This is a genomic window from Stenotrophomonas sp. PE591, assembly GCF_018320795.1.
In the GTDB taxonomy this organism is placed as follows: domain Bacteria; phylum Pseudomonadota; class Gammaproteobacteria; order Xanthomonadales; family Xanthomonadaceae; genus Stenotrophomonas; species Stenotrophomonas maltophilia.
Genome location: NZ_JAAOKO010000001.1, coordinates 773,731 through 794,682, shown reverse-complemented (window position 1 = coordinate 794,682; position 20,952 = coordinate 773,731). Strand labels below are relative to the sequence as shown.

At 67.2% G+C, this 20,952-nt stretch carries 19 protein-coding genes and 1 pseudogene; 12 read left to right on the top strand and 8 right to left on the bottom strand.

The features are described 5' to 3' along the window. The first annotated feature begins 14 nt into the window (after positions 1 to 14). Positions 15 to 959: a LysR substrate-binding domain-containing protein gene (locus tag JLDANKMP_RS03940; RefSeq protein ID WP_212560576.1), complete on the top strand. Its 945-nt coding sequence runs from the start codon at positions 15 to 17 to the stop codon at positions 957 to 959. On the opposite strand, the gene JLDANKMP_RS03935 is transcribed toward JLDANKMP_RS03940, so the two are convergent. Beyond that, positions 898 to 2,277: a PLP-dependent aminotransferase family protein gene (locus JLDANKMP_RS03935; protein WP_212560575.1), complete on the bottom strand. Its 1,380-nt coding sequence runs from the start codon at positions 2,275 to 2,277 to the stop codon at positions 898 to 900. The two genes, JLDANKMP_RS03940 and JLDANKMP_RS03935, sit on opposite strands and share 62 nt — an antisense overlap. 133 nt (positions 2,278 to 2,410) lie before the next feature. On the opposite strand from JLDANKMP_RS03935, the gene JLDANKMP_RS03930 reads away from it, so the two are divergent. Continuing rightward, positions 2,411 to 3,274: a DMT family transporter gene (locus JLDANKMP_RS03930; protein ID WP_005412480.1), complete on the top strand. Its 864-nt coding sequence runs from the start codon at positions 2,411 to 2,413 to the stop codon at positions 3,272 to 3,274. 39 nt (positions 3,275 to 3,313) lie between these two features. On the opposite strand, the gene JLDANKMP_RS03925 is transcribed toward JLDANKMP_RS03930, so the two are convergent. Then, positions 3,314 to 4,249, bottom strand: a complete 936-nt coding sequence (locus JLDANKMP_RS03925) for a LysR substrate-binding domain-containing protein (RefSeq protein ID WP_212560574.1) — start codon at positions 4,247 to 4,249, stop codon at positions 3,314 to 3,316. 107 nt (positions 4,250 to 4,356) lie between these two features. Here JLDANKMP_RS03925 and JLDANKMP_RS03920 point away from each other — a divergent pair, with 107 nt between their 5' ends. After that, positions 4,357 to 5,874: an MFS transporter gene (locus tag JLDANKMP_RS03920; protein WP_212560573.1), complete on the top strand. Its 1,518-nt coding sequence runs from the start codon at positions 4,357 to 4,359 to the stop codon at positions 5,872 to 5,874. Between the two features lie 279 nt (positions 5,875 to 6,153). Here JLDANKMP_RS03920 and JLDANKMP_RS03915 read toward each other — a convergent pair whose 3' ends face one another. After that, on the bottom strand, positions 6,154 to 6,558 hold the full coding sequence (locus tag JLDANKMP_RS03915) for a GFA family protein (protein ID WP_212560572.1): 405 nt from the start codon (positions 6,556 to 6,558) through the stop codon (positions 6,154 to 6,156). A 171-nt stretch (positions 6,559 to 6,729) separates the two neighbouring features. Here JLDANKMP_RS03915 and JLDANKMP_RS03910 point away from each other — a divergent pair, with 171 nt between their 5' ends. Then, entirely contained in the window at positions 6,730 to 7,704 is a 975-nt protein-coding gene (locus JLDANKMP_RS03910; RefSeq protein ID WP_212560662.1) for a DUF4105 domain-containing protein, read from the top strand. Next, the gene (locus JLDANKMP_RS03905) at positions 7,704 to 9,725 is read left to right on the top strand and encodes an alpha/beta hydrolase (RefSeq protein WP_212560571.1); all 2,022 of its coding nucleotides are present in this window, start codon (positions 7,704 to 7,706) and stop codon (positions 9,723 to 9,725) included. Before JLDANKMP_RS03910 ends, JLDANKMP_RS03905 begins: the two co-directional genes overlap by 1 nt. An 88-nt stretch (positions 9,726 to 9,813) precedes the next feature. Here the strand turns inward: JLDANKMP_RS03905 and JLDANKMP_RS03900 are convergent, their stop codons facing one another. Further along, a complete protein-coding gene (locus JLDANKMP_RS03900; RefSeq protein ID WP_212560570.1) occupies positions 9,814 to 11,235 on the bottom strand; it encodes an MFS transporter in 1,422 nt (473 codons plus the stop codon). Between the two features lie 29 nt (positions 11,236 to 11,264). On the opposite strand from JLDANKMP_RS03900, the gene soxR reads away from it, so the two are divergent. Beyond that, positions 11,265 to 11,699: a redox-sensitive transcriptional activator SoxR gene (soxR, locus tag JLDANKMP_RS03895; protein WP_012479331.1), complete on the top strand. Its 435-nt coding sequence runs from the start codon at positions 11,265 to 11,267 to the stop codon at positions 11,697 to 11,699. A gap of 72 nt (positions 11,700 to 11,771) precedes the next feature. Here the strand turns inward: soxR and JLDANKMP_RS03890 are convergent. Then, positions 11,772 to 12,383: pseudogene (locus tag JLDANKMP_RS03890) on the bottom strand (short chain dehydrogenase); the annotation flags it as partial. An 89-nt stretch (positions 12,384 to 12,472) separates the two neighbouring features. Here JLDANKMP_RS03890 and JLDANKMP_RS03885 point away from each other — a divergent pair. Then, the gene (locus JLDANKMP_RS03885) at positions 12,473 to 13,348 is read left to right on the top strand and encodes a LysR family transcriptional regulator (protein WP_212560569.1); all 876 of its coding nucleotides are present in this window, start codon (positions 12,473 to 12,475) and stop codon (positions 13,346 to 13,348) included. Between the two features lie 176 nt (positions 13,349 to 13,524). Here JLDANKMP_RS03885 and proC read toward each other — a convergent pair whose 3' ends face one another. Both proC and JLDANKMP_RS03875 read right to left on the bottom strand, forming a co-directional pair. Beyond that, a complete protein-coding gene (gene proC / locus JLDANKMP_RS03880) occupies positions 13,525 to 14,346 on the bottom strand; it encodes a pyrroline-5-carboxylate reductase (protein WP_005408367.1) in 822 nt (273 codons plus the stop codon). Positions 14,347 to 14,364: 18 nt separating this feature from the next. Continuing rightward, positions 14,365 to 15,042, bottom strand: a complete 678-nt coding sequence (locus JLDANKMP_RS03875; protein ID WP_212560568.1) for a YggS family pyridoxal phosphate-dependent enzyme — start codon at positions 15,040 to 15,042, stop codon at positions 14,365 to 14,367. A gap of 87 nt (positions 15,043 to 15,129) precedes the next feature. Between JLDANKMP_RS03875 and JLDANKMP_RS03870 the strand changes: the two genes are divergently transcribed. The 3 genes from JLDANKMP_RS03870 (at position 15,130) to JLDANKMP_RS03860 (ending at position 18,601) form a co-directional block, all read left to right on the top strand. Continuing rightward, positions 15,130 to 16,167 carry a type IV pilus twitching motility protein PilT gene (locus JLDANKMP_RS03870; RefSeq protein ID WP_004147099.1) on the top strand — a complete coding sequence of 346 codons (1,038 nt, stop codon included), beginning with the start codon at positions 15,130 to 15,132 and terminating at the stop codon, positions 16,165 to 16,167. Positions 16,168 to 16,267: 100 nt separating this feature from the next. Beyond that, positions 16,268 to 17,410, top strand: a complete 1,143-nt coding sequence (locus tag JLDANKMP_RS03865) for a PilT/PilU family type 4a pilus ATPase (RefSeq protein WP_005408369.1) — start codon at positions 16,268 to 16,270, stop codon at positions 17,408 to 17,410. Positions 17,411 to 17,617: 207 nt separating this feature from the next. Continuing rightward, positions 17,618 to 18,601: an aldo/keto reductase gene (locus tag JLDANKMP_RS03860; protein WP_212560567.1), complete on the top strand. Its 984-nt coding sequence runs from the start codon at positions 17,618 to 17,620 to the stop codon at positions 18,599 to 18,601. 47 nt (positions 18,602 to 18,648) lie between these two features. Here the strand turns inward: JLDANKMP_RS03860 and JLDANKMP_RS03855 are convergent, their stop codons facing one another. Then, on the bottom strand, positions 18,649 to 19,548 hold the full coding sequence (locus JLDANKMP_RS03855; protein ID WP_212560566.1) for a LysR family transcriptional regulator: 900 nt from the start codon (positions 19,546 to 19,548) through the stop codon (positions 18,649 to 18,651). 328 nt (positions 19,549 to 19,876) lie between these two features. On the opposite strand from JLDANKMP_RS03855, the gene JLDANKMP_RS03850 reads away from it, so the two are divergent. Further along, on the top strand, positions 19,877 to 20,089 hold the full coding sequence (locus tag JLDANKMP_RS03850) for a DUF4287 domain-containing protein (protein ID WP_046429254.1): 213 nt from the start codon (positions 19,877 to 19,879) through the stop codon (positions 20,087 to 20,089). A gap of 110 nt (positions 20,090 to 20,199) precedes the next feature. Further along, positions 20,200 to 20,907 carry a YitT family protein gene (locus tag JLDANKMP_RS03845; RefSeq protein ID WP_014036228.1) on the top strand — a complete coding sequence of 236 codons (708 nt, stop codon included), beginning with the start codon at positions 20,200 to 20,202 and terminating at the stop codon, positions 20,905 to 20,907. Positions 20,908 to 20,952 lie beyond the last annotated feature (45 nt).

Below are 20,952 nucleotides of genomic sequence, written 5' to 3'. Positions count from 1 at the left end.
TGTGGACGTTGCGCATGCTCAACCTCAACGATCTGGCCCTGTTCGTGACTGCGGTGGAGCAGGGCGGCTTCGCTGCAGGCGGGCGCCATCTGGGCCTGCCGCGCTCGACCCTGAGCAAGCGCGTGGCCCTGCTGGAAGAGCAGCTCCAGGTGCGGCTGCTGCAGCGCAGTTCGCGCCGCTTCGCATTGACCGAGGTCGGCCAGGAGTTCTTCGAGCGCGCACGCGCAGCGTTGTCTGAGGTCGAGGCCGCCGAGGCCATCGTCCGCGACCGCCAGGCCGAACCCAGCGGCACCGTGCGGATCAGCGCTTCGATTCCGGTGGTGCAGGGTGAGCTCGCCGCGTGCCTGCCCGCGTTGGCCCGCCGCTATCCACGGCTGCGCATCGAAGTTGAAGTGAGTGATCGTTTCATCGACCTGGCACAGGAAGGCATCGACATCGCCCTGCGCAGCCACTTCGGTCCGCTACCCGATTCCGGGTTGGTGCAACGCATGCTCGGTAGCGAGCGTATCGTGCTGGTGGCGTCCCCTGGCTATCTGGCAGCCGCGCCGGCAGTGGATACGCCCGAGCAGCTGCGCGCGCATGCCGGCCTGCTGACCGCGCGCCATGCAACGCGCTGGACGCTGCACAGCGCCGACGCCCGCACTGTGCAGGTGGAGCCACAGGTGGCGCTGGTCGGCAATGAATCGCAGCTGCTGATCGCGGCGGCAGAAGCGGGTCTTGGCATCACCGTGCTGCCACACAGCCTGTGTGCTGCGGCCATCGCCGCCGGCCGCCTGCAGCAGGTGCTGCCGGCGTGGCATGCCGGCGAAGTCACCACCAGCGTGTTGCTGCCGCATCGTCGCGGCCAGTTGCCGGGCGTCCGCGTGGTGGTGGATGCGCTGGTCGCGCATTACCAGCTCAACGCAGCGCGCGCGCCAGTACCTGCCAGATCTTCGGGTCCTGGCACTGCGAAACGTTGAAACGGACATAGTCGGCCGCGCGCTGCGACTGGCTGAACGCGTTGCCCGGCGCCAGCACGATGCCCTCGCGCAGGCATTGCCGTGCCAGTGCGGCGGCGTCGCGGCCATCGGGCAGCTGGCACCACAGGAACAGGCCGGCTTCCGGCTGCAGCCACGGCGTGATGCCCAGCATCTGCAGCTTCCGCAGCGTGTGCCGGCGTGCATCGGCCAGGCGCGAACGTATCGACTGCATGTGGCGGCGGTAACCGCTGTCGGTCAGTGCGATGTGCATCAACTGTGCGGCCAGATGGCCACCGCCGAAGCTGGTCGCCAGCTTCAGGTCGGTCAGTGCCTCGATCCAGTCGTGGCGCGCAGCGATGTAGCCGCAGCGCGACGCTGCCGACAGCGTCTTGGAGAAGCTGCCGACGTGGATCACCCGTGACAGTCCATCGAGCGCGGCCAGTCGCGGTGCAGGCTGCAGTTCAAAGTCGGCGAAGATGTCATCCTCGACGATGATCAGTTCGCTGCGTTCGGCCAGGCCCAGCAGGCGGTGTGCGGTGCTCGCGGAAAGCACCGCGCCGGTCGGGTTGTGCAATCCGGAATTGGTGATGTACAGCCGCGGCGAATGTGCCTGCAGGGCCTGCGCGAACGCCTCCAGGTCCGGGCCGCTGTGCGTGTACGGCACGCCGATGGCCTGCACCTGGTGCGCCTTGAGCAGCGCGTGGTAGTTGAAGTAGCTCGGGTCATCGACCAGCACGCAGTCGCCGGGCTTGAGCAGGAAACGACAGAGCAGATCGACCGCGTGCGTACCGGATTCGGTCAACAGGATCTGCTCCACCGGTGCATCGATGCCAAGCATGGCGCTGCGCCTTTGCAGCAGCTGGCGCAACGCGGGCAGCCCGAGCGGGGCGGCGTAGTCCACCAGTTGCATGGCATCGGCACGCGCCAGCCGGCGCAGGCCGCGGCGCACGCCATCGTGATACAGCCAGTCACTGGGCATCCAGCCGCACCCTGGCTTGAGGTCGCCCGCAGGCGTTTCCAGCGATTGCCGTGATACCCACAGCGGATCCACCGCGCGATCCAGCCGTGGCTCCAGTTCGGCCAGCGCCAGCGGTGCGGCCGGGCCACTGACGTAGAAGCCCGAGCCTGCGCGCGCACTGATCAGGCCTTCGGCCGCCAGGCGCTCGTAGGCTTCGACCACGGTGGAGACCGAAACCCCCATCGTCGCAGCCTGCGCACGTACCGAAGGCAGGCGGGAGCCGGGGCCATCCACCCGTGCACTGATGCGGGTGCGGACGGTCTGGATGACCGATTCGATGCGGGTAAGCGGGCGCGGCATGGTGGAACCGTAGTGGAAGTGTGGGCAGTACAGTTACTTGCGACTGTACTGGATTGTAGCTGGGGTCTTCCCGCGCCGGATGCTTCCATGCAGGTCCAGCCGGGCATCGTCCGGCACCTTCAGGAGTACAGGCGTGGAACGGTCGGCGAGTGGTTGGATCAATGGCTTCATCGGTGTGGTGATCTTCGCCGGCTCCCTGCCGGCCACCCGCTTGGCGGTGCTGCAGCTGGACGCCGGATTCGTCACCGCTGCACGCGCGACCATTGCCGCCGTGCTCGGCCTCGGCCTGCTCCTTCTGCTGCGCCAGCCGTGGCCGCGGCGCAGTGACCTGCCAGGCCTGGCAGTGGTCAGCCTCGGGGTGGTAGTCGGCTTTCCGTTGTTGACCGCACTCGCGCTGCGCCACGCATCGTCGGCGCACACCATCGTGTTTCTCGGCCTGCTGCCGTTGAGCACTGCGGTATTCGGCGTGCTGCGCGGTGGCGATCGGCCGCGCCCGGCGTTCTGGCTGTTTTCGTTGCTGGGCAGTGCCTGCGTGGTCGGCTATGCGGTGCGCAACGGCATCGAGGCGTCGTTGCAGGCCGACCTGCTGATGCTGGCGGCGATCGTGGTGTGCGGGCTGGGCTATGCCGAAGGTGGCCGGCTCGCCCGTCATCTCGGCGGCTGGCAGGTGATCAGTTGGGCGTTGCTGCTGGCCTTGCCGGTGATGCTGCCGCTGACGGTGCTTATGCGCCCGGCCTCGTTCACTGCGGTCGGTGCCTCGGCGTGGTGGGCGCTGGGCTATGTGGCAGTGTTCAGCATGCTGATCGGCTTCCTGTTCTGGTACCGCGGGCTGGCGCAGGGCGGCATCGCCGCCGTCGGCCAGTTGCAGTTGCTGCAACCGTTCTTCGGCCTCGCCCTGGCTGCGCTGCTGCTGCATGAATCGGTCAGCCTCAGCATGGTGCTGGTGACCGTGGTCGCGGTGATCTGCGTCGCCGGCGCGCGCCGCTTCAGCCGCTGAGCGAAAAAGGGGACGGAGGGGATTAAGTCGTAATCGGTCCTACTGTGCCTGAAACGACTTAATCCCCTCCGTCCCCTTTTCCGGGGCGCCCTGGAACAGATGCGCAACGGCGTAGTCGATGAACACCCGCAGGCGTGCACTGGGATGGCGCCCACCGGGCCATAGCAACGAGAACTGCCCCTGGTGCGTGGGCAGTGCTGGCAGCACCCGTTGCAGGCGGCCATCGGCCAGCGCGTCGGCTGCGAGGAAGTCAGGCATCCAGGCCAGGCCCATGCAACCGATCGCAGCGGCAAGCACGGCCTCCATGTTGTTGCAGGTCATCGCCGTGGGAAGGCGTGCCCCCGCATCGCCTTCGATGCCCGGCAGCTGCCACGGATGCAGCTTTCCGGTGGTGGGGTAACGGAAACGCAGCGCGGTATGCAGGCGCAGCTCGCCCACATCGCCGGGCGTGCCATGCGCCTGCAGATAGCCCGGCGCCGCACAGAGGATGAAACGAAAGCCGCCCAGTCGCCGTGCGGTCAGGCTGGAATCGGCCAGTTCACCACTGCGTATCACCGCGTCCAGGCCTTCGCTGACCACATCGACGATGCGGTCGTTGAAGTCCAGTTCCAGCTGCACCTGCGGATAGCGTTGCTGGAAGCCGGGCAGCACCGGCAGCAGGAAGCGGTACCCGATGGTGGGCAGGCCGATGCGCAGCAGCCCGCTGGGGGCGTGCTGTCGCTGCGCCAGGTCCGCCTGTGCTTCGGAAAGCTCGTCCAGTGCACGCCGGCAGCGCTGCAGCAGCAGTTCGCCTTCGTCGGTGAGATGCACGCGGCGGGTGGTGCGTTGGAACAGGCGGGTGCCGAGCTCCTGTTCAAGACGGGCGATGCGCTTGCCGACCGCCGACGCGGACAGGCCAAGTACACGCGCAGCGCCGACGATGCTGCCAGCCTCCGCGGTGCGGACGAAGGCGAGCAGGGCAGAAATGGAGTCCATGCGGGGCATGATTACGGAACAGTGGGACGCAATCAACGTCCATCGAGCCTGTTTTTCAGGGATAGCGGCCTGTCCATCATCAGTGCCCCTGATGGATGGAGGCCCGCATGGCCCCGGTTTCGATGCTCCCTGTACCTGTCCAGACGCAGCAGCGCTGGACCCTGCTTGCCGTCTGCCTGGCCGCACTTGCGTTGCCGTTGTCCTTCTCGGCCGGTGCGGTCGCGGTGCCCGCGCTGGCCCGTTCCGTGGCGTCGTCGCCGAGCGTGCTGGCCTGGGTGACCAACGCCTTCATGCTCACCTTCGGCAGCCTGCTGCTCGCTGCCGGTGGCCTGGCCGACCGCTATGGCCGGCGGCGGTTGTTCCTGCTGGGCACAGCAGGCTTCACCGTCGCCACGATCGTCGTCTGCCTCGCGCCCACGCTGCTGTGGCTGGATCTGGCGCGCGGGCTGCAGGGCGTTGCCGCCGCAGCGGCGTTGGCATCGGGCACGGCTGCGCTCGCGCATGCCTGGCAGGGGCCGATGCGTGGCCGTGTGTTCGCCCTGCTGGGCGCCACATTCGGTGCGGGGTTGGCGCTGGGGCCGCTGCTTGCGGGTCTGCTGCTGCAGGCATTGGGATGGCGCAGTGTGTTCGCCGTCGGCGGCGTGCTGACATTCGCCGCCTTCGTACTGGGCGCGCGTGTGTTGCCCGAAAGCCACGGTGAACGCGGGCGGCTGGATGTCGGCGGCATGCTGGGCTTCAGCCTGATGCTGGCAGCGTTGACCCTGGCCCTGCTGTGGCTGGGCGAGTTCGGCCTGCATACCGTGCGCGTGCAACTGGCGCTGTTGGCGACGCTGCTGCTGGGCGCAGCGTTCATCTGCATCGAACGACTGCACCGCTCACCCCTGCTGGACCTCTCGTTGTTCTCGCAACCGGCGTTCCTCGGTGTCCAGCTGCTGCCGGTCGCAACCTGCTTCGGCTACGTGGTGCTGCTGGTGGTATTGCCGCTTCAGTTGATGGGCGTGCACGGCCAGAGCGCGACCCTGGTGGGGCTGCAGATGCTGGCCCTGTCCGCGCCGATGCTGGTGCTGCCGATGCTGGCCGCGCGCTGGGCGGAGCGCGTGGGAAGTGCGCGGCTGTGCACGCTGGGACTGCTGGTCTGTGCCTCTGGCCTGTACCTGTTGTCGCGCCATGCATCGCAGCCGTCGCCTTCGCAGTGGGTGCCGTGGCTGATGCTGGTCGGTGCAGGGACGGCCTTGCCATGGGGGCTGATGGATGGGCTGTCGGTCAGCATGGTGCCGGTACAGCGTGCGGGCATGGCCGCCGGCATCTTCGGGACCGTGCGTGTAGCCGGTAAAGGCATCGCATTGGCCGCAGTCACTGCCTTGCTTGCGCTGCTGATCGGCCATCAGCTGCAGGGCGCGTCGCCGGCATCGCTGGCGCGTGCCGGTGCCTATCTGGCCACGGGGGCGCGGGAACAGGCGCAGGCACTGCTACCGGCGATGAGTCGCATGCAGCTGCAGCACGTCAGTAGTGAGGCGCTGGCAACACTGCTGCGTGTACTGGCGCTGCTGACCGCCGCATGTGCTGCGTTGTTGCACCTGTTGCTGCGGAAACGTAAAGACGCGTTGGTCGGGCGTACTGCGTAGCAGGCTCATCGCCCGCCTTCGCCGTCATCCCGTTGTCGTGTCCCGCTCACGCTGCCTATGCCCAACCGGGCCTAGGCTTGGTCGTCCCCGTCCCCCACGGAGACCTGCCATGTGGCTGCTCGATCATCTCTGGCCTGGCCGCCGACCGCTTCCTCCCCCGGCCGCGGATGCGCCACCGGCACCGCCGCGCCGGCCCTGGCTGAAACGACCCGCGCGGGCGGGGCGCAGCGGCATGGCGCCCTGGCAGAAGATCGCCACGCCACCGCGGCGCACGCGCCACTAGTCGCTGCGGTCTGACGGGTGATTGATCCCGTCGCTGACCGGGATCACCCCCAACGCGAACGGGTCGATGCCTTCCAGGCAGGCCACGTTGTAGCCGTACTGGTCGGGGTTGGAGCGGCGCCGGTGATGGGTGTAGATGCCGCACACGCCACAGAAGTAGTGCTCGGCCACATGGGTGTTGAACTGGTACTTCTGCAGGTGGTTCTGCCCGCGCAGCACCTGCAGGCCCTGGCGGGGGACGCTGGCGGCGATGGCGCCCCGGCGCCGGCACATCGAGCAGTCGCAGCGGCGGGGATCGACGATGCCGTCCGGCAGGTCCAGCAGCAGCTCGACGGTGCCGCAGTGGCAGGTTGCGCGGTGCTGGGGTTGGACCGGAACGCCGGCCACGGAAGTGATGCCCATCATTGCTCCTGTGTGATCCGTCTGGCCGCGGGGGCCGCCGCAGACGGTGCGCCGGTGTGCCTGAACGGGCCGTAGATGCCACGATGAACCCGCTTGTGGCTAACTATGCGGCTTCAGGACCGCGACAGGATGCCAGTGAAAGCCGCAGGACGATGGATGACAGGAAGTGCCATGGCGCTGCTGGCGCTGTGGGTGACCGGGCTGCTGGCCTATCAGTTGCCGGGGCCGGGCTGGCTGGCTACCGGCGTCGCCGGGCTGTGGCTGCTGGTAGCGCTGTGGGTGTCGTGGCGGGTCGCGCGTGGCCGTGCCTCGCGCCGCCTGGGCCTGGCGTTCGGGGCATCGCTGGCGCTGGCCGGCCTGTGGTGGCTGCTGCTGACCCCGCGCCAGGACCGCGTGTGGGCCGATGACGTGGCCCAGCGCCTGCACGTGGTGTCCTTCGATGGCCGCCACGTCGTGCTGGACAACGTGCGTGACTTCAGCTGGCGCAGCGAAACCGACTACGACGCCCGCTGGGTGCGCCGCGAGTACGACCTGGACCAGTTGCGCTCGGCCGATCTGGTGCTGTCGTACTGGATGGGCCCGGCCATCGCCCACACCCTGATCTCGTTTGGTTTCGAGGACGGTCGCCACGTGGTGTTCTCGCTGGAGATCCGCAAGGAGCGCGGTGAATCGTTCTCGGCGCTGGGGGGCTTCTTCCGCAAGTTCGAGATGACCCTGGTAGCTTCGGAGGAGACCGACATCATCCGCACCCGCACCAACGCGCGCGGCGAGGACGTCTATCTCTACCGCCTGCATGGCATGGACCGTGCGCAGCTGAAGGAGCTGTTCGCAGCGTACATCGCGCAGGCCCGCGAACTGGATGCCAAGCCCGGCTTCTACAACACGCTGACCAGCAACTGCACCACCATCGTCTTCGACCTGGCCCGGCACATCGCACCGCGCCTGCCGCTGGATTACCGCCTGCTGCTGTCCGGTTACCTGGCCGAGTACGCGCAGGAGGTCGGCGCGCTCGCTCCAGGTGTGCCGTACGCCGAGCTGCATGACAAGGGCCGCATCACCGAGCGTGCGCTGGACCTGGGCAGCGGCGACCACTTCTCCACCGTAATCCGCCAGGGCGTGCCCGGCACCGAGCAGGACCCGCAGTAATGACCCGATTCCTCCCAAGCCGCTGGCAGCGCCTGCTGCCGGTGTTGTTCGCTGCCTTCCTGCTGCTGGGTAGCAGCGGTTGCGCGATGGTTACCGTCAAGCAGGTCAAGTCCAGCGATTCGCTGGTCAACAAGCGTGCCGACGTGCTCAACACGGGCAAGCTCAGTCCGGCCGCGCGCGAAACGCTCAGCGCGGCAGGCCTGGACGAGTCGCAGTGCGAAAAGGACTTCCTGGTCTGCCGCAGCACGCTGCTGATGACCGACGACCTCAATGTCGAGCAGCGGTTGTCGGCGCTGTCCGAACTGTGGGTGAAGGCCGCGCTGGCGATGACGCCGAAGAAGACGGCTGCCGGCGATCCGCCGATGAGCGATGCGGCATTGGATGCCTGGTTGGAAGCCGCGCGTTACGCCTATGCGTACCTGTTCTACAGCGGCCGCTCGCCGTCCGACCGTGCCTTCGAGGATCGGCAGACGCAGGTGCGCGACTACTACAACTACGCCGCCGAGAAGGCGGCAGTGGTGCTGTTCGTGCGCGCACGCGCCGCTGCGCTGGCCGGCGAGGACTACACGAAGCCGCTCACGGTCGGCAGCTGGTCGCTGGCCTCCAATTACCAGCAGCTGAACCTGAAGAGCATTCCCGCGCAGCTGGTGCCGGCCGGCACGGTCAGCTTTGTCGGCCTGCGCAGTACCTATCGCCGCGATGGCTTCGGTGCTGAGCTGGTGATGGTGATGGACCCGCCGAAGCTGGTTGCACCGGTGATCGCACCCGAGGGCCCCAAGGCCGAGGCGCCGCAGGAGGATGAGGACGACGCACGCCGTGGCCGCCGTCATCGCCATGACGATTCGGTGCCCGAGTTCAGCGAGATGTCCTCGATCAACGTCACCGCACTGCTGCGCTTCGAGGGCAGCAACCTGGACGATGTGATGCGTACGCGCCGGGTCGAGCTGGACGCTTACTCGCCCGAAGCCACCGAGCGCATCACCCTGCATGGCGAGCAGGTGCCGCTGGCCGGCAACTTCACCGCCGCCTATGGCCTGTGGCTGGCGCAGAGCGGTTTCGCCCGGCAATCGCTGCGCACCCTGTTCGGCATGAGCGAGGGCATCGGCGAACCGCACATCTACCTGATGCAGCCGTGGGACCCGAATCGTCGCATCATCTTCATGCTGCACGGCCTGGCCAGCAGCCCGGAAGCCTGGGTGAACCTGGCCAACGAGATCATGGGCGACCCCGAGCTGCGCCAGCAGTTCCAGGTGTGGCAGGTCTACTACCCGACCAATGCGCCGATCGCGTTGAACCGCTACGAGATCGCCAATGCGTTCAACGACACGCTGAAGCACTTCGATCCCAACGGCAGCACGCGTGCATCGGAGGACATGGTCTACATCGGCCACAGTATGGGCGGCGTGCTGGCGCGCCTGCTGGTCAGTGACTCGGGCGACGTACTGTGGAATGACCTGCTGGCCAACTACGACCTGAAGGGCGAGCGCCTGAAGCGGGTGCAGAACAAGCTGGGGCCGCTGCTGCATTTCAAGGCGCAGCCGAACGTGGAACGCGCGATCTTCATCGCCGCGCCGCACCAGGGCACCGACATTGCCGGCAACAAGGTCGGGCGCCTGATCGGTCGCCTGGTACGCCTGCCGCTGACCATCCTCGGCAAATTCGAGGATGTGTTCCTGGCACTGGCGCAGGCCGAACAGCAGGTCGATGGCACGGCCAAGCCGAAGATTCCGAACAGCATCGACAACCTCAAGGCCAGCGATCCGTTCGTGAAGGCCGCCGCACAGCTGCCGATCGAAGCGGGCCTGAAGTACCACTCGATCATCGCCCAACGCAAACCGGAACTGCCGGTGGACAAATCCGATGACGGGCTGGTGCCGTACTGGAGTGCGCACCTGCCGGGTGCATTGTCCGAGAAGGTGATCATCTCCGGCCACAGCGTGCAGGAGACCCCGCAGGCGGTGCTGGAAGTGCGGCGCATCCTGCATCGGGACATCGATGATGTGGGGGCCGGTACGCGGTAATGCCGGTCCCTGGCCGTCATCATCTGGACATTCCAGCGTTCGTGAGGTTGCCGGCCAGCGGCCGGCACTACCGCGATGCGCGGCGGCGCTACACCCGTCGCGCGATCACCGTGGCCAACAGCGCAAGGCCGAAGGTGATGGCCAGGCACAGCAGGTAGCCGGTGTGCGGGGTGCTTTCCACGAACAACGCGAACAATGCGCCGGAGACCGCCAGCGCGGTGGTCACCGACAGGGCCTCGCTCAGCTGCAGTGCCGAGGTGTTGGCACCCTGCTCCCGCGGCGCCGACAACGACAGCGTCAACACCGACAGGCTTGCGTAGATCATGCCCATGCCGAAGCCGGTCACGGCCCAGCCGAGCAGCGACACCGGCAGTGGCATGCCGTTGAACAGCACGGCCAGCGTGGCGGCGATGCCGGCCGTCATCATCATCGTGCCGGCGCGCAGCAGCTGCTGGCGTGACCAGCCACGCTGCTGGTGGCCCTGCAGCCACGAGCCGGCGAACCAGCCCAGCGCACCGAGACTGAGTACGGCACCGGCCCAGCTAGGCGAAAGGCCACGTTCGCGCTGCAGCAGCAGTGGCAGGTAGGCCTCGCAGGCGAAGAAGGCGGCTGCCGCGATGCCACGCAGCGCGATTACGCTGGGCAGGCCACGGCGCAGGATCAGTGTTCCGGGCGGAAGCAGTCGATGTACGCAGAACAGCAGCGCCAGCACCGCCACACCGATGCAGAGCAGGGCAGGCAGGCCCGGTTGCTGACCGCCGAAGTACAGCAGCAACGCGGCCAGCGAGGCGCCGCTGGCCCAGCGCACCACCTTGCCGCGTCCATCGTCGGCGGTGCTGGGGGGACTGGGCTGCATGCGTGCCAGCGCGGGGCGCAGCAGCAGGCCTGCCGGAACCGCCAGCAATGGCACCGCCAGGAACACCCAGCGCCAGCCCAGGTGCTGCACGATCAGGCCGCTCAACGCCGGGCCGACCATCGAAGGCACCACCCAGCCGGCCGAGAAGGCGGCGAACACCTTCGGCCGCAGGTGCTCCGGGTAGCTGCGGCCGACCATCACGTACAGCAAGACCGAGATCGCACCCGCACCCAGGCCCTGCAGCAGGCGTCCCGCCACCAGCATGCCCATGCGCATCGCAAAGCCGGCCAGCAACAGGCCCAGCACGAAGCAGGCCAATCCGTACCAGAGCGGCCGTGCCGGACCATGGTGATCGGCCCGGCGCCCGGCCAGGGTCATGCCGATCACGCTGGTGGCCAGGGTACCGCCGAAGGCCAGTGCGTACAGGCGCAGGCCATCCAGCGCCTCGGCCACGGTGGGCATCGCGGCCGCAACGGCCAATGCCTCGAAGGCGTGCAGCGCGACCAGCGCGACCATGCCGAGGGTGGTCGCGCGATAGCGTGCGGACAGGATCGAGGTGTCAGCCGGCAGGTGGGCGGCGGCGGGCGAGAGGGTCGGGGGCATACGGGTCAGATGCGGGCCGCGCTTGTCAACCGGCGGCGAAGATAGCAGCATGACACCTCAACTGCAGTTGAGGTCAAGCAATGGTGTCCCAGGAACTGAGCGTTGGCGAAGTCTCCCAGCGCAGTGGCGTGGCGGTTTCGGCGCTGCACTTCTACGAGCGCAAGGGGCTGATCAGCAGCCTGCGCACTTCGGGTAACCAGCGCCGCTATAGCCGCGACGTGCTGCGCCGGCTGGCGGTGATCCGCGTCGCGCAACGCGTGGGCATGCCGTTGGAAGCGGTCGGCCGTGCCTTCGAAAGCCTGCCCGAGGGCCGCGCCCCGACCAAGGCCGACTGGGCCAGGCTGTCCGCGCGCTGGCGCACCGAGCTGGAAGAACGCATCCACATGCTGCAACTGCTGCGCGATGAGCTCACCGGCTGCATCGGCTGCGGCTGCCTGTCGCTGCAGCGCTGCCGCCTGGCCAACCCGGGGGATGTGCTTGGCGAACGCGGCGACGGCCCGATGCGCTGGGAGTGAACCGCGAAAAGGGGACGGAGGGGATTATGTCGTTTGTGCATTGACGACTTGATCCCCTCCGTCCCTTCTTTCTTACCAGACCGTGATCGTCTCGCCGCTCTGGATGCCTTCCACTGCACGCTGGAAGGCCAGCGCCGCGCGCTGCGCGCTCACCGCTTCAAAGCCCGGGAAGTAGGGTCCGTAGGCCGCCATCGATTCGATCAGCACGTTCGGGCTGACCACGTTGATGCGCAGGCCACGCGGCAGCAGTTCCAACGCGGCGGCACGCACGAAGCCTTCCAGCGCGGCATTCACCGAGGTGGCGTTGACGCCATCGCGGATCGGCTGTGCACTGACGATGCCGCTGGTCAGGGTGATCGAGCCGCCGGCGTTGAGATGGTGCTGCGCCGCCAGTGCCAGCCGCACCTGGCCCAGCAGCTTGTCCTGCAGGCCGAGGTTGAACTGCGCCGGCGTCATGTCCTGCAGCGGACCGAAGTGCAGCTTGCCGGCGGTGGAAATCACCGCATCAACCGGGCCGGTACGCGAGAACAGTTCGGCGACGCTGGCGTCGTCGGTCAGGTCCACCCGCAGTTCGCCGCTGCTGCGGCCGGCGGCGAGAATCTGATGCTGTTGGCCGAGCTGGCGGGCGACTGCCTGGCCGAGGGTGCCGCTGGCACCAACGAGGAGGATCTTCATGGCCGTTCCTTGCGTGAGGGAGTAAGCGCAGTCTGCGCCGTCACAGTGGGGTTAGGTAAGCGGCGTATGCTTTGCGGATTCCTAACTCTGGATTAGCAATGGATACCCTTCGCTGCATGCAGGCTTTCGTCGCGGTAGCCGAGTGCGGCAGCTTTGCAGGGGCCGCTGAACAGTTGCAGGTCTCGGCGGTGATGGTCGGCAAGTACATCCAGCAGCTGGAGGCGCACCTGGGCACCGCGGTGCTGCAACGGAACACCCGCCGTCAGCGCCTGACCGAAGCCGGCAGCGCCTACCTGGCCGGGTGCCGGCAGGTGCTGGAGCAGGTGCAGCAGGCCGAGGCCGACGTGGCCGGCCTGCAGGTGCAACCGCGCGGGCTGCTGCGGGTCAGCGCACCCACCACCTGGGGCAGCTGCGTGCTGGCGCCACAACTGGCCGGCCTGCTGCGCGCGCAGCCGCAGCTGAACGTTGAACTGGATCTGAGCAACCGCCGTGTGGATCTGATCGAGGACGGCTTCGACGTGGCGATCCGGGTCGGGCCACTGCCGTCGCAGGAGGTGGTGGCGCGGCCGCTGCCACCGTATGCGATGAGCCTGTGCGCGGCGCCGTCCTACCTGCGCCGGCGCGGCACGCCGCGTACGCCCGCCGATCTGAAAGGGCATGACTGCCTGAGCCATCTGGCCTGGCGCGGTGGCCACGGCTGGCAGCTGGCCAACGGTGAACAGGTGGACTGGGAAGCGCGCCTGACCTGCAATGATGGTGTTGCACTGCGCGAAGCCGCGGTGGCCGGGGCAGGGCTGGTGCTGCAGCCGACCGCACTGCTGGCCGGGGAGATTGCAGCCGGGCGGTTGAAGCCGCTGCTGCGCGACTACCTGCCCGAACCGCGGCCGATGCACCTGATCTACCTGCCCGACCGCAGACCGCGCCCGCGGTTGCAGTGCTTCGTCGATTTCGTCATGACCACGTTGGGGCAATGAGCATCCACGCCATGCGTGGATGATGGTAGGTGTCGACCGTTGGTCGGCACACATCGGGATCAATCATTCACCGCAGACAGCAGAGCACCGTGCATTCCAGCGGCGACAGGTATCAATAGATCCACGCCATGCGTGGATGATGGTAGGTGCCGACCGTTGGTCGGCACACATCGGGATCAATCATTCGCCGCAGACAGTTCCTGCCCACGCACCTGCGCAGCGCGCAGTGCCGTATCCACCAGGGCCTCGAAGCCACCGGCCTGGAAGCTCTCGATCGCGGCCTGGGTGGTTCCGTTCGGCGAGGTCACGCGGCGGCGCAGTTCCGCCGGGCTTTCACCAGCCTCATCCAGCATGCGCGAGGCGCCCAGCAGGGTCTGCACCACCAGCGTGCGCGCGGCGTCGGCCGGCAGGCCCTGGGCAATACCCGCCGCTTCCATGGCTTCGGCCAGCAGGAACACATAGGCCGGGCCGCTGCCGGAAACGGCAGTCACTGAATCCATCAGCCCCTCGCTGTCGATCCACACCGTGCGCCCGGCACTGGCCAGCACCTGCTCGGCCCGCGCGTGCTGCTGCGTGTCCACCGACGGTGTGGCGAACAGGCCGGTCACACCTGCGCCGAGCAGGGCAGGCGTGTTCGGCATCGCGCGCACCACTGCCAGGTCGCCCCCCAACCAACGCTGCAGCTGCGCACTGGTGATGCCGGCGGCAATCGACACCACCAGCGGTCGGCTCGCCTGTGCCAGCGCCTGCAGAGACTGGCAGACTTCGCGCAGCACCTGCGGCTTCACCGCCAGCAGCCAGGTGCCACCCTGCGCGGCGGCATCGCTCGCGTTGTCATGCACCTGCACGCCGAAGTCGGCGGCCAGCGCCTGGCGCAGTTCGGCCACCGGTTCGGCGACGTGGATGTGCGCGGCCGGCACGCCCTGGCGGATCAGGCCGGCGATCAGGCTGCGCGCCATGTTGCCGCCGCCGATGAAGGTGATGGAATCAGCTGCCATGGAAATCTCCTTGAAAAATCAGGCCGGGCGCGGGCGCGCGCCGAACAGGGCGGTGCCGATGCGCACCAGGGTGGCGCCCTCGGCGATGGCTTCGGCGTAGTCGCTGCTCATGCCCATCGACAGCGTGTCGATCTGCGCGTGCTGGGCAGCCAGCGACTGGCAAAGTGTGCGCATGCGCACGAATGCATCCCGACGGCGCTCGGCTTCGGGCCATGGCGCGGGAATCGCCATCAGTCCGCGCAGGCGCAGGGTGGGTTCGGCGGCAATCGCTGCGGCCAGTGCATCCACTTCTTCCGGTGCACAGCCATGCTTGCTGGATTCGTCGTCGATGTTGACCTGGATCAGCACGTTCAGCGGGCCTCGCGCGGCCGGGCGATGGCGTGCCAGCGCGGTCACCAGCTTGGGGCGGTCCACGCTCTGCACCCAGTCGAAATGGCTGGCCACGGCCTCGGCCTTGTTCGACTGCAGGTGGCCGATCAGGTGCCATTCCAGCGCCAGGTGCTGCAGCGCCTGCATCTTGGCCAGTGCTTCCTGCACGTAGTTCTCGCCGAAGGCGTGCTGGCCCTGCGCGGCCAGCGCGGCCACGGCCTCGGCCGGCTGGGTCTTGGACACCGCCAGCAGGCGTGGGTCGGGCCTGCCAGCGGCCTCGGCGGCGGCATGCAGGTTGCTCAGGATCTGGGGCAGGGAAGTGGCCACGTAACGCGTTCCGTTGAATCAGGAGGCTATACTGCCGCCCGGGGAAAGATCCTTCCAGTCGAAGCCGTTATTGGGGAGTAGCCGCTCATGGATATCGCCGAACTGCTGGCGTTTTCCGTAAAGAACAAAGCGTCCGACCTGCACCTGTCCGCAGGCCTGCCGCCGATGATCCGCGTCGACGGCGACGTTCGCCGGATCAACATCCCAGCCCTGGACCACAAGCAGGTCCATGCGCTGGTGTACGACATCATGTCCGACAAGCAGCGCCGCGATTACGAGGAATTCCTCGAAGTGGACTTCTCCTTCGAGATTCCATCGCTGGCGCGCTTCCGAGTGAACGCGTTCAACCAGAACCGCGGTGCCGGTGCGGTGTTCCGTACCATTCCGTCCGAGGTGCTCACCCTCGAGGACCTGGCCTGCCCGCCGCTGTTCCGCGAAGTGATCCAGCAGCCGCAGGGCCTGATCCTGGTGACCGGCCCGACCGGTTCGGGCAAGTCGACCACGCTGGCGGCGATGATCGACTACATCAACAAGAACGAATACGGCCACATCCTCACCGTCGAGGATCCGATCGAATTCGTGCATACCTCGCAGAAGTGCCTGATCAACCAGCGCGAAGTGCACCGCGACACGCATGGCTTCAATGAAGCACTGCGCTCGGCGCTGCGTGAGGACCCGGACATCATCCTGGTGGGCGAACTTCGTGACCTGGAAACCATCCGCCTGGCACTGACCGCAGCGGAAACCGGCCACCTGGTGTTCGGCACCCTGCATACCAGCTCGGCGGCCAAGACCATCGACCGCATCATCGATGTGTTCCCGGCCGGCGAAAAGCCGATGGTGCGCTCGATGCTGTCCGAGTCGTTGCGTGCGGTCATTTCGCAGGCGCTGCTGAAGAAGGTTGGCGGCGGCCGTACCGCAGCGTGGGAAATCATGGTCGGCACCCCGGCCATCCGCAACCTGATCCGCGAGGACAAGGTGGCGCAGATGTATTCGGCCATCCAGACTGGCCAGCAGTACGGCATGATGACCCTGGACCAGCACCTGCAGGACCTGGTCAAGCGCAGCCTGATCACCCGAAACCAGGCCCGTGAGTACGCCAAGGACAAGCGCCTGTTCGAGTAAGGCGGGGCAGTAGCGGGGCAGCGTGCGCCAGTGCGCTGCTGTTCCCGTGTTGTTTCCTCCACCGACCGTTACCTGGTAAACCGCTTTCCGGGAGCCTGCCGTGAACACCACCGCGACCACCATCGATTTCACTTCGTTCCTCAAACTGATGGCGCACCAGCGCGCCTCGGACCTGTTCATCACTGCGGGCATGCCGCCGGCGATGAAGGTCAACGGCAAGATCTCGCCGATCACGCAGACCCCGCTCACGCCGCAGCAGAGCCGCGACCTGGTCCTCAACGTGATGACCCCGGCGCAGCGCGAGGAATTCGAGAAGACCCACGAATGCAACTTCGCCATCGGCCTGTCCGGTGTCGGCCGCTTCCGCGTCAGCTGCTTCTACCAGCGCAACCAGGTCGGCATGGTGCTGCGTCGCATCGAGACGCGCATTCCGACGGTGGAAGAACTGAGCCTGCCGCCGATCATCAAGACGCTGGCGATGACCAAGCGCGGCATCATCCTGTTCGTCGGCGCCACCGGCACCGGTAAATCGACGTCGCTGGCAGCGATGATCGGTTACCGCAACCAGAACTCGACCGGCCACATCATCACCATCGAAGATCCGATCGAGTTCGTGCACAAGCACGAGGGCTGCATCATCACCCAGCGCGAAGTCGGCATCGATACCGACAGCTGGGAAGCCGCGCTGAAGAACACCCTGCGCCAGGCGCCGGACGTGATCATGATCGGTGAGGTGCGTACCCGCGAAGGCATGGACCACGCCATCGCGTTCGCCGAAACCGGCCACCTGGTGCTGTGCACCCTGCATGCCAACAACGCCAACCAGGCGATGGACCGCATCGTCAATTTCTTCCCGGAAGACCGCCGCAACCAGCTGCTGATGGACCTGTCGCTGAATCTCAAGGGCGTGGTCGCGCAGCAGCTGGTGCCGTCGCCCGATGGCCGCTCGCGCAAGGTGGCGATGGAGATCCTGCTGGGCACGCCGCTGGTGCAGGACTACATCCGCGACGGCGAGATCCACAAGCTGAAGGAAGTGATGAAGGACTCGGTCCAGCTGGGCATGAAGACCTTCGACCAGAGCCTGTTCGAGCTGTACCAGGCCGGCGAGATCAGCTACGAGGACGCGCTGCGTTACGCCGATTCGCAGAACGAAGTGCGCCTGCGCATCAAGCTCAGCCAGGGCGGCGACGCACGCACGCTGTCACAGGGCCTGGATGGCGTGGAGATCTCCGAGATCCGGTGACCTGCGACTCTGTAGAGTCGACTGTCAGTCGACTCTCGCGCGCAGCGCGGGATTTTCCCGGCCGGTGAAAGAGCAGTCGACTAACAGTCGACTCTACCGGGCGCGTTGGCGATTGATGAATTCCAGTCATGACCAACTGCAATGCTGCCCATTCAATCGGCGGCCCCTGCAGGCGTATCGTCAGCGTTCCCCCTCTGGAGCACCACGATGCAGACACGTGAACTCGGCCGCAGCGGCCTGAAGGTTTCCGCCCTGGGCCTGGGCTGCATGGGCCTGACCCATGCCTATGGCCAGCCGGTCGAGCGCAGCCAGGGCATCGCCCTGCTGCACGCTGCCGTTGAACGCGGCGTGACCTTCTTCGACACCGCCGAAGTGTACGGCCCGTACACCAATGAAGACCTGCTCGGCGAGGCCCTGGCGCCTTACCGCGACAAACTGGTGATCGCCACCAAGTTCGGTTTCGAGGACGCGCGCACCGATACCGGCCTGGACAGCCGCCCGGAGAACATCCGCGCGGTGGCCGAAGCCAGCCTCAAGCGTTTGCGCACCGACCATATCGACCTGTTCTACCAGCACCGTGTCGATCCGAACGTGCCCATCGAGGATGTGGCCGGCACCGTGCGCGACCTGATCGCCGAGGGCAAGGTCGGCCACTTCGGCCTGTCCGAGGCCAGCGCCACCACCGTGCGCCGTGCGCACGCGGTGCAGCCGGTGGCTGCCGTGCAGAGCGAGTATTCGCTGTGGTGGCGTGAACCGGAGCGCGAACTGCTGCCGGCCCTGCAGGAACTGGGCATCGGCTTCGTGCCGTTCAGTCCGCTCGGCCGTGGCTTCCTGACCGGCGCGATCAACGCCGACACCACCTTCGACGCCAACGATTTCCGCAATACCGTGCCGCGTTTCGAAGTGGAGGCGCGCCGCGCCAACCAGGCACTGGTTGATCGCATCAGCACGATTGCTGCCGCACGTGGCGCGACCCCGGCGCAGGTGGCGCTGGCCTGGCTGCTGGCGCAGGCGCCGTGGATCGTGCCGATTCCGGGCACCACCAAGATCCACCGCCTGGAAGAGAACCTGGGCGCGGCTGACCTGCAGCTGGCGCCGGAGGAACTGCAGCGCATCGCGCAGGCGCTGGATGAAGTGTCGATCGTCGGTGAGCGCTACAACGCCCAGCGTGCGGCCCAGGCCAAGGGCTGATCACCGGGTGCGGACCGAGGTGGGTGCGGACCGTTGGTCCGCACACCTCATCCAGCCATCGGCCCGCGCAGCGCATCCAGCACCGTGCGCATCGCCACGGTCACATGGCGGCGCGACGGGTAGTACGCGTAGTAGCCATCGAAGTGCGGGCACCAGTCGTCCAGCACCGACTGCAGGCGGCCATCGTCCAGCATCGGCTGCACCTGGTCTTCCGGCAGCCAGGCCAGTCCGCTGCCGGCCAGCGCAGCGGCGCGGGTCATGCCCATGGTGTTGAAGGTCCACTGGCCGCTCACGCGCACGCTCAGTTCGTTGCCGTCCTGGCCGAAATCCCACGGCATCAGCCCGCCATGCGTGGGCAGGCGCAGGGTCACGCAGTTGTGGCCTGCCAGCTCGTCCGGATGGCGTGGGACCACGTGCTGGTGGAAGTAGCTGGGTGCACCGACCACGCGCATGCGCAGCGGCGGGCTGATCGGCACGGCGACCATGTCGCGCGCCAGGCGCTCGCCGAGGCGGATGCCGATGTCGTAGCGCTCGGCCACGATGTCGGCCAGCCCGTAGTCGGCGGCCAGTTCCACCTTCAAATCCGGATACTGCTGCAGCAGCGGCGCCAGCCGTGGCCACGCGATGTACTCGGCGGCATGGCCGGTGGCATTGATGCGGATGGTACCGGCCGGGCGTTCACGGTATTCGGCCAGCGCGGCCAGTCCGTCCTCGATCTCGGCCAGGCGCGGGCCCAGGGTGTCGAGCAGGCGGGCACCGGCTTCGGTGGTGGACACGCTGCGGGTGGTGCGGGTCAGCAGGCGCACGCCCAGGCGCTGTTCCAGGCCGCGCATGGCATGGCTGAGCGCGGACTGGGACACGCCCAGCTGGGCGGCGGCCTTGGTGAAGCTGCCCTCGCGGGCAACGTGGACGAAGGCCTGCAGGTCGTTGAGGTTTTCGCGGGGCATGCTGGGATGATACGGCCGGGCTGCGCCCGGCACCTGCTTCAAGCCAAGGCAACGTCAACGTCAGATGCGTGCATTCCGTGGGATGGCGGGGTGGGTCCGGTTGAGGGGGACGCCGTAAATACCTCCATGTAGGCTCGGTCGCCGCATCCATGCGGCTCACGCCCCCTCAACCGGACCCACCCCACCTCCGACAGTTTCCCGTGAGCTGTTGGAACGGCATTCTGCTTTGGTGGGTGCCGACCGTTGGTCGGCACTGGGTCGGACGTGTGGGTATGTCGATTTCTGCGTCTGTGGTTCGTCGAATGAACGACTTCAACGGGAGCTGCACATGAGCACTGACACCAAGCCGAAAGGCCCGGCCTCGTATTTCCCCTCCATCGAGAAGACCTACGGGCAGCCGGTGGCGCACTGGTTCGGGCTGCTGGCCGGGAAGAAGGGCCTGAAACACATGGAACTGGTCAGCTTCCTGAAAAGTGAGCATGGGCTGGGCCATGGCCATGCCAACGCGCTGGTGGCGCACCATCTGGCCGGCAGGGGCTGAGCAGCGGCGGGCCGGAGATCGGGCGGGGCGCATTCAGCTGAACGATTTCATCTGCAACTGTCATGCAGATCGTGTCTAATACCGCTCCCCACCTGCTGTTCCCCACCCGTATGTCCCTTCCCTCCCATGGCCCCGCGCCGTGCGACGACGCTGACGGCCACCTGGTCACCGCCGGTCCGCTGACCCCGCCGCCCGACAGCGCCGGCACCACCGCCGACGAAAAAGCGCTGCGCCACTCGATCGCCGAGGACGTGCAGGGCATGGTGCTGGCCACGATGGTGGCCTCGCTGGGCCTGGCCATCTTCGCCAAGGGCGGGCTGATGATCGGCGGCATGGCCGGCATGGCGTTCCTGCTGCACTACGCGATGGGCTGGAACTTCGGCCTGGTGTTCGTGCTGGTCAATCTGCCGTTCTACTGGGTGGCGCTGCGGCGCATGGGTTGGGAATTCACCCTGAAGACCTTCGCCGCGGTCACCGCCTGTGGCGTGCTGACCGACCTGCTGCCGCGCTGGATCGACTTCTCGCACATCAACCCGCTGTATTCGGCGATCGTCGGCGGTGCGTTGTCCGGCCTGGGCATCCTGTTCTTCATCCGCCATCGTGCCAGTCTCGGCGGCATCGGCATCCTGGCGGTGTACCTGCAGCGCACCCGCGGCTGGAGCGCGGGCAAGGTGCAGATGTCCTACGACGCCTGCCTGATGGTGGCCGCGTTCTTCGTGTTGTCGCCGTCGAAGGTGCTGTATTCGGCCATCGGCGCGGTGGTGCTCAGCCTGGTGCTGATGTTCAACCACCGCCCCGGCCGTTACATGGGCGTATGACGATTCGACGGCCGGCCCCGCCGGAACCCACGCGTGATGACGCCG